The sequence below is a fragment of the Pseudomonas sp. SG-MS2 genome (assembly GCF_009933855.1).
Taxonomy (GTDB): Bacteria; Pseudomonadota; Gammaproteobacteria; order Pseudomonadales; family Pseudomonadaceae; genus Aquipseudomonas; species Aquipseudomonas putida_E.
The window spans coordinates 1-6,973 of sequence record NZ_MOMO01000013.1; the positions used below are offsets into that span (position 1 = coordinate 1).

The following is a 6,973-nucleotide window of genomic DNA, read 5'->3' on the forward strand; positions in this document are numbered from 1 at the left end:
CATGCGCCGCCAGGAATACGAAAAGGCCAAGCACGCGCTGCAGATCGAGCTGCTGAAGGTACAAAGCTGGGTCAAGGACACTGGCCAGCGCGTGGTAGTGCTGTTCGAAGGGCGGGATGCGGCAGGCAAGGGCGGCACCATCAAGCGCTTCATGGAGCACCTGAACCCGCGGGGTGCGCGCATCGTCGCGCTGGAGAAGCCTTCCGAGCAGGAAAAGGGCCAGTGGTATTTCCAGCGCTATATCCAGCACCTGCCCACGGCCGGTGAAATGGTGTTCTTCGACCGCTCCTGGTACAACCGCGCCGGGGTCGAGAAGGTGATGGAATTCTGCACACCGCTGCAGTACCTGGAGTTCATGCGCCAGGCGCCGGACCTGGAGCGCATGCTGTGCAACAGCGGCATCCTGCTGTTCAAGTACTGGTTCTCGGTGAACCGCGAAGAGCAGTTACGCCGCTTCATCTCGCGCCGGGACGACCTGCTCAAGCACTGGAAGCTGTCGCCCATCGACATCAAGTCGCTGGATAAATGGGAGGACTACACCGCCGCCAAGGAGGCGATGTTTTTCCACACCGACACTGGCGATGCACCGTGGACGGTGATCAAGTCCGATGACAAGAAGCGCGCACGGATCAACTGCATCCGGCATTTCCTGCATTCGCTGGATTACCCGGGCAAGGACCCCAGCGTGGCGTACGCGCCGGATGACTTGCTGGTTGGCCGGGCTTCGCGCGGGTTCGAGGAGGATGAAGGGCCTGCGCTCGACAGTTGAAGGCCGGGGCCTGCAAGGGGTGCTCCGGTCTGCCGGGCGCTAGCAACGCTTGGGTTTGCTCGGCAAGTACGATTCAATACGCACATTTTCGCCCCCAAGGATTTCCAGCCCCATGGCCACCAATACCAAGCAACAGAAACGCGCCAAACGCGCCGCCAGCAAAGCCAAGCAAAACCGCATGGTACGCAGTGGCCAGGCAGTGAAAGCCAGCGCCGGTGACAGCGCCAGCATCGAGCAGGTGTTCAACAAGGCCATGGAGACCGACAGTTATAAAGAGCTGTTCGTGAAGATGAAGGCCGCCCAGGAGACCAGCCTGGTCTCGATGATCTCGGTGTTCCTGGTCGACCCGCTGCTGGCACTGGTGCTCAAGGGCCACAAGGAAGAGCACGCCACCGACTACATCGTGCTGGTGTTCAACGCCTACCGCACCTGGCTCGATGGCGCCGACGAAGACACCACCATGGCCTGGCTGGAAAGCGACGAGTTCCAGGAAGCCTATATCGCTGCTTCCGAACTGGTGGCCAAGCAGCAACAGCAGCAGAAACAGTTCGGCTGAATGCTCACCGGCCCTATCGCCGGCAAGCCGGCTCCCACTGGGTTTGCGCTGAGCTTGAGAGCAACGGGGTACCTGTGGGAGCCGGCTTGCCGGCGATAGGGCCAGACCAGGCAAACAAAAAAAGGCCGCACCCTACACAGGACGCGGCCTTTTCATTACAGCCAGCGCGGATCAGTTATCCAGCGCCACCCGCCCGGCAGCCTGGCGCTTGCGGTGCACCAGCAAGCCAGCCGCCACCACACCAATGCTCAGCAGTGCAGTCGCTATGATCTGCGCACGGTGATCCTCACGCAGCGCCATCACCACCAGCACGGCAACGATGAAAGCAATGCTCGCCCAGGTCAGGCCCGGGAACAGCCACATCTTGAAGTCGATCGTTTCACCGCGCGCCTTTGCACTGTTGCAAGGCATCAAAGTGCAACCCTGTGGTACAACCCTCCACTTGGCTAGGCCTGTTGTCGGGTAACCCCGAATACTCGCCAGCGACAGCGCCTTTAGCCGCAAATGGCCCAAAAGCGCTTCCCAGTGCTGCCCAAAGCTGGCACCATCGCGCCTTTTTTCATCAAGGCTATGGAGCTGGGCGAGACCCTTGCGGACATCTGCGCGACGTTGCGCTGCAGCGATGCGACAAACTGCCCCAGCATTGACCAAAGCCCCTTGCGACCCTGTTGGCCGCCCTGATGCCGCTATGCTAGCTTGGCGCACGCCAGGAAGGCCGCCAACAGCTGGGAACGCACCCGAACACATGAGGACCGCACATGGCCCAGGCCACGCCCGCGCTGGAAATCCGCAACCTGCACAAACGCTACGGCGACCAGGAAATTCTCAAGGGCATTTCGCTGACCGCGCGTGACGGTGACGTGATCTCCATTCTGGGATCGTCCGGCTCCGGCAAGTCCACCCTGCTGCGCTGCATCAACCTGTTGGAAAACCCGCACCAGGGCGAAATCCTGGTTGCCGGTGAGGCTCTCAAGCTCAAGGCCGCCAAGAACGGCGACCTGATCGCTGCCGACAACCGCCAGATCAATCGCCTGCGCAGCGAGATCGGCTTCGTCTTCCAGAATTTCAACCTGTGGCCACACATGTCGATCCTCGACAACATCATCGAGGCGCCACGCCGCGTGCTCGGCCAGAGCAAGGCCGAAGCCACCGAAGCCGCCGAAGCGCTGCTGAACAAGGTCGGCATCTACGACAAGCGCCACAGCTACCCCGCCCAGCTTTCCGGTGGCCAGCAGCAGCGTGCTGCCATCGCCCGCACCCTGGCCATGCGGCCTAAAGTCATCCTGTTCGATGAGCCAACCTCGGCGCTCGATCCGGAAATGGTCCAGGAAGTGCTTAACGTTATCCGCGCACTGGCCGAAGAAGGCCGTACCATGCTGCTGGTGACGCACGAGATGAACTTTGCCCGCCAGGTGTCCAGTGAAGTGGTTTTCCTGCACCAGGGCCTGGTTGAAGAGCAAGGATCGCCGCAGCAGGTCTTCGAAAACCCGACCTCGGCGCGTTGCAAGCAATTCATGTCCAGCCACCGCTAACGGAGCAACACATGCAGACTTACAAGAAATTCCTCCTGGCAGCTGCCGCCACGCTGGTGTTTTCGGCCAACGCCATGGCTGCAGAAAAACTGCGCATGGGTATCGAGGCGGCCTACCCGCCATTCAACAACAAGGACGCCAGCGGTAACGTGGTCGGCTTTGACAAAGACATCGGTGACGCCCTGTGCGCCAAGATGAAAGTCGAGTGCTCGGTCGTCACCTCCGACTGGGACGGCATCATCCCGGCCCTCAATGCCAAGAAGTTCGACTTCCTGGTGTCGTCGCTGTCGATCACCGACGAGCGCAAGCAGGCCGTCGACTTCACCGACCCGTACTACTCCAACAAGCTGCAGTTCATCGCGCCGAAGAACGTCGACTTCAAGACCGACGCGAGCTACCTCAAAGGCAAGATCATCGGCACCCAGCGCGCCACCCTGGCCGGTACCTGGCTGGAAGACACCTACGGCAGCGACATCGACATCAAGCTGTACGACACCCAGGAAAACGCCTACCTCGACCTGATCTCTGGCCGAGTGGACGGCATCCTGGCCGACAAGTACGTGCAGTACGAGTGGCTCAAGAGCAAGGACGGCATGAACTTCGAGTTCAAAGGCGAACCTGTGGTCGACAGCGACAAGATCGGCATCGCCGTACGCAAGGGTGACCCGCTGCGCGAGAAGCTGAACAAAGCCCTGGCAGAAATCAAGGCTGACGGAACGTACAAGAAGATCAACGACAAGTACTTCCCATTCAGCATCGAATGATTCGCCCCGACCAGCGCGCCCTTGCGGCGCGCCGGTCCCTAGAACGACCCTGCCCATGAATATCGACCTGCACGGATTCGGTCCGGCCCTGGCGGCTGGCACCCTGATGACCGTAAAACTGGCGCTTTGCGCCTTGCTGCTGGGGCTGGTCCTGGGCCTGCTCGGCGCCCTGGCCAAAACCTCCCCGCTCAAGCCACTGCAATGGCTTGGCGGCTTCTACTCGACCCTGGTTCGCGGCGTGCCCGAACTGCTCTGGGTTCTGCTTATCTATTTCGGCACCGTCGGCCTGATGAACAGCCTCGGCGAAGCCCTCAACATGCCTGGCCTGGAACTCAGCGCCTTCGCCGCCGGCGTGATCGCCCTGGGCCTGTGCTTCGGCGCCTACGCCACTGAAGTATTCCGTGGTGCCATCCTGGCGATCCCCAAGGGCCACCGTGAAGCCGGCCTGGCGCTGGGCCTGTCCAAAGCGCGCATCCTGTCGCGGATCATCCTCCCGCAGATGTGGCGCATCGCCCTGCCGGGCCTTGGCAACCTGTTCATGATCCTGATGAAGGACACCGCCCTGGTGTCGGTGATCGGCCTGGAAGAAATCATGCGCCACGCGCAGATCGGCGTGACCGTGACCAAAGAGCCGTTCACCTTCTACATGGTCGCGGCCTGCATCTACCTGGGCCTGACCGTGGTCGCCATGACCGGCATGCACTTCATGGAAAAACGCGCCGCTCGCGGCTTTGCGAGGGCCGAACAATGAACTGGGAAGTGATCATCAAGTGGCTGCCGCGCCTGGCCCAGGGTGCCACCCTGACCCTTGAGCTGGTGGCCATCGCGGTCGTTGCCGGGCTGATCCTGGCGATCCCGCTGGGTATCGCCCGCTCGTCGCGGCACTGGTACGTGCGCGCCCTGCCCTTCAGCTACATCTTCTTCTTCCGCGGCACACCCCTGCTGGTGCAGCTGTTCCTGGTCTACTACGGCCTGGCGCAGTTCGACGCAGTGCGTTCGAGCAGCCTCTGGCCCTACCTGCGCGATCCGTTCTGGTGCACGGTGCTGACCATGACCCTGCACACTGCGGCCTACATCGCCGAGATCCTGCGCGGCGCGCTGCAGTCGATCCCCAAGGGTGAAATTGAAGCGGCGCGAGCACTGGGCATGTCCCGTGGCAAAACGCTGTTCTACATCATGCTGCCCCGCGCTGCGCGCATCGGCCTGCCGGCCTACAGCAACGAAGTGATCCTGATGCTCAAGGCCAGCGCCCTGGCCAGTACGGTGACCCTGCTGGAGCTGACCGGCATGGCACGGACCATCATTGCCCGTACCTACCTGCCGGTGGAGATCTTCTTCGCTGCCGGGGTGTTCTACCTGGTGATCTCGTTCGTACTGGTGCAAGGCTTCAAGCTGCTGGAGCGCTGGTTGCGGGTGGATGCCTGCCAAGGGCGTTAAACCCCCACGGGCTGCTCTGCAACCCACCGCCGTCAAGCCGGCTTGATGGCGGTGGGGCCCTTCACCTCAACCAGTGCCAAGCCCCATGCCCCCTTTCCTCCACAGCCACCAACTACGCGAACGCTTCCTGGCCCTCGACCAGTTCCTGACCGAGCACCAGCAGCTGTGGAAACCCAGGCCCTTCACCTCCCTGCGCCTGGACTGGGAAACCGAACACCCCGCACTGTCCGCCCACCTGCGCCAATGCAGCCTGAGCGATGCCGAAGCCGACCTTGACCCGCAGAGCGTGCCCGCACCTTTTCCACACCTTGCCCGGCAAGCCCAACAGCTCAGCGCCCTGGGCGAGCTGCCCGACACCGGCCTGCCCCCCGCCGCACACCGCCTGGACGTCAACGTCCCGGGCCGTAAGTGGCAGCAGATCGAGGCCTTCAGCCGCCGCCTGAACTTCCGCACGCAGACCCACCACTGGCTGGACTGGTGCTCAGGCAAAGGCTACCTCGGCCGCCGCCTGCTGCAGCCTGGCCAGCAGCTGACCTGCCTGGAGTACGACGCCCGACTGGTCACTGCCGGCCAAGCCCTGAGTGACCACCACCAGCTTCCGGCAACCCACGTGCACCAGGACGTCATGGCAGCGGGCAGCCGCCGCCACCTGGGCAGCGACAAGAGCGTGGTGGCCCTGCATGCCTGCGGCGACCTGCATGTGCACTTGCTGCGGGTGGCCAGCGAGCAAGGCTGCCGCCATCTCGCCGTGGCGCCCTGCTGCTACAACCGTATCCAGGGCGAGCAGTACCAGCCGTTATCCACAGCTGCGCAGCGCTCGGCGCTGCAGCTGTCGCTCCTCGACCTGGGCCTGCCGCTGAGCGAAACCGTGACCGCCGGCGCCCGGGTTCGCCACCAGCGCGACTGCTCCATGGCCCGGCGCCTGGGCTTCGACCTGTTGCAGCGCCGCCAGCGCCTGCGTGATGAATACCTGCCCACCCCGTCGCTGCCGGTTGCCTGGCTGGCCAAACCTTTCGAGCAGTACTGCCGCGACCTGGCCGAACTGCGCGAGCTGGAACTGACCATCAACCCCGATTGGGATGCCTTGGAAGCAGAGGGCTGGCAGCGCCTTGCCCAGGTGCGCAACCTGGAACGGGTACGCAACCTGTTCAGAAGGCCACTGGAAATGTGGCTGGTGCTCGACCGCGCACTGTTTCTTGAAGAGCACGGCTACGCCGTACGCCTGGGCACCTTTTGCGATTATCCACTCACCCCACGCAACCTGCTGCTGCTTGCCGAGCGCGACCGTTAGCCACAGCACAACCTGTGGATAAGTCTGTGAACAAGCTTGTGATGAATGGTTGGATCCAAGCGCTATTTCAAACGTTCGGCTTATTCCCGCCGCGGCTACAACCCCAGTAAAAACAGGCCTTTGCGCAAAGACCAGCGGTGCGGCGTATCGGCACGCCTTTCGCGCACGGCGCTGATGCCTCTTGTGCATAAACAAAAATTCGATTAGGCAAACAGCGCTGGATTGGTGCGGCCACTGCCTGATTGTGGGCGCCGGCTGCCCGGCCCCCACAGGTGCGTTCCAACTCAGTGCAGCTTGTTCTTCGCCATCTCGATATCGTTCATCAGTGCCTTGGCCAGCGCACTGAGGTAATCGGCGGCCCCCAGTAGCTTGTGGTCATCCTCCATGTCGCCTTCGCGCACCAGGTGCTTGATGTAGCCCAGCAATATCGAAACCTGTTCATAGGCGTCGTCCACAGGAATGCCGGGTTGTACGCGCAAGAGATCCACGGGCGGGTTGCCGACTTCGAGAAACGTCTCGATACCGGCTGTGGTGAGAGGCTTTGTTTCAAGGCTCATGTGAGCGACTCCCCATCCTGCGCATCGTCCAAACGCCGCTTTGCATGCTGGATCAGCACATAGGCCG

General features: G+C 62.3%; 8 protein-coding genes and 1 pseudogene. 7 read left to right on the forward strand and 2 right to left on the reverse strand.

The features are described from left to right. Both ppk2 and BLX42_RS00970 read left to right on the forward strand, forming a co-directional pair. Positions 1-769, forward strand: a 769-nt coding sequence (gene ppk2, locus BLX42_RS00965; protein WP_161870958.1) for a polyphosphate kinase 2, incomplete at its 5' end; no start/stop codon positions are given. A 112-nt stretch (positions 770-881) separates the two neighbouring features. Beyond that, positions 882-1,325 carry a hypothetical protein gene (locus BLX42_RS00970; protein WP_039603031.1) on the forward strand — a complete coding sequence of 148 codons (444 nt, stop codon included), beginning with the start codon at positions 882-884 and terminating at the stop codon, positions 1,323-1,325. Between the two features lie 171 nt (positions 1,326-1,496). On the opposite strand, the pseudogene BLX42_RS00975 reads toward BLX42_RS00970, so the two are convergent. Continuing rightward, positions 1,497-1,718: pseudogene (locus BLX42_RS00975) on the reverse strand (GABA permease); the annotation flags it as partial. A gap of 365 nt (positions 1,719-2,083) precedes the next feature. Here BLX42_RS00975 and BLX42_RS00980 point away from each other — a divergent pair. From BLX42_RS00980 to BLX42_RS01000, 5 genes are all read left to right on the forward strand, one after another. Beyond that, positions 2,084-2,857 carry an ABC transporter ATP-binding protein gene (locus BLX42_RS00980; RefSeq protein WP_012316684.1) on the forward strand — a complete coding sequence of 258 codons (774 nt, stop codon included), beginning with the start codon at positions 2,084-2,086 and terminating at the stop codon, positions 2,855-2,857. 11 nt (positions 2,858-2,868) lie between these two features. Continuing rightward, entirely contained in the window at positions 2,869-3,621 is a 753-nt protein-coding gene (locus tag BLX42_RS00985) for an ABC transporter substrate-binding protein (protein WP_115273105.1), read from the forward strand. Positions 3,622-3,676: 55 nt separating this feature from the next. Next, positions 3,677-4,372 carry an ABC transporter permease gene (locus tag BLX42_RS00990; protein WP_012316686.1) on the forward strand — a complete coding sequence of 232 codons (696 nt, stop codon included), beginning with the start codon at positions 3,677-3,679 and terminating at the stop codon, positions 4,370-4,372. Further along, a complete protein-coding gene (locus BLX42_RS00995) occupies positions 4,369-5,058 on the forward strand; it encodes an ABC transporter permease (RefSeq protein ID WP_046788295.1) in 690 nt (229 codons plus the stop codon). The genes BLX42_RS00990 and BLX42_RS00995 overlap by 4 nt, the downstream gene beginning before the upstream one ends. Positions 5,059-5,143: 85 nt before the next feature. Then, on the forward strand, positions 5,144-6,349 hold the full coding sequence (locus BLX42_RS01000) for a methyltransferase (RefSeq protein WP_161870959.1): 1,206 nt from the start codon (positions 5,144-5,146) through the stop codon (positions 6,347-6,349). A gap of 284 nt (positions 6,350-6,633) precedes the next feature. On the opposite strand, the gene BLX42_RS01005 is transcribed toward BLX42_RS01000, so the two are convergent. After that, on the reverse strand, positions 6,634-6,906 hold the full coding sequence (locus BLX42_RS01005) for a DUF3077 domain-containing protein (protein WP_046788293.1): 273 nt from the start codon (positions 6,904-6,906) through the stop codon (positions 6,634-6,636). Positions 6,907-6,973: the final 67 nt, after the last annotated feature.

Bases quoted from the DNA above. Each gene is read 5' to 3' on its own strand.
- BLX42_RS00980 (WP_012316684.1), top strand. From the start codon at position 2,084: ATGGCCCAGGCCACGCCCGCGCTGGAAATCCGCAACCTGCACAAACGC.
- BLX42_RS00995 (WP_046788295.1), top strand. From the start codon at position 4,369: ATGAACTGGGAAGTGATCATCAAGTGGCTGCCGCGCCTGGCCCAGGGT.
- BLX42_RS00985 (WP_115273105.1), top strand. From the start codon at position 2,869: ATGCAGACTTACAAGAAATTCCTCCTGGCAGCTGCCGCCACGCTGGTG.
- BLX42_RS00990 (WP_012316686.1), top strand. From the start codon at position 3,677: ATGAATATCGACCTGCACGGATTCGGTCCGGCCCTGGCGGCTGGCACC.
- BLX42_RS01000 (WP_161870959.1), top strand. From the start codon at position 5,144: ATGCCCCCTTTCCTCCACAGCCACCAACTACGCGAACGCTTCCTGGCC.
- BLX42_RS01005 (WP_046788293.1), bottom strand. From the start codon at position 6,906: ATGAGCCTTGAAACAAAGCCTCTCACCACAGCCGGTATCGAGACGTTT.
- BLX42_RS00970 (WP_039603031.1), top strand. From the start codon at position 882: ATGGCCACCAATACCAAGCAACAGAAACGCGCCAAACGCGCCGCCAGC.